Origin of the sequence: Escherichia sp. 93.1518, from assembly GCF_013368915.2 — a bacterium.
Lineage (GTDB): Bacteria > Pseudomonadota > Gammaproteobacteria > Enterobacterales > Enterobacteriaceae > Escherichia > Escherichia ruysiae.
In genome coordinates, this window is sequence record NZ_JABWMT020000140.1 from 1 (window position 1) to 229 (window position 229).

Here is a 229-nt window from a genome sequence, read left to right on the forward strand (position 1 = left end):
TTTCACTTCTGAGTTCGGCATGGGGTCAGGTGGGACCACCGCGCTACTGCCGCCAGACAAATTCTTTTCTAATCTGCCGAACTTTAACCTAAAAAGTGGTGCTGATACCCAGAGTCGAACTGGGGACCTCACCCTTACCAAGGGTGCGCTCTACCAACTGAGCCATATCAGCACGCTTAATTTGATGCCTGGCAGTTCCCTACTCTCGCATGGGGAGACCCCACACTAC

At 52.8% G+C, this 229-nt stretch carries 1 tRNA gene; it reads right to left on the bottom strand.

Annotated features, from left to right (window positions below):
• Nucleotides 1-96 precede the first annotated feature (96 nt).
• Nucleotides 97-172 (bottom strand) — tRNA-Thr (locus tag HEN21_RS22820).
• Between the last annotated feature and the right edge of the window lie 57 nt (nucleotides 173-229).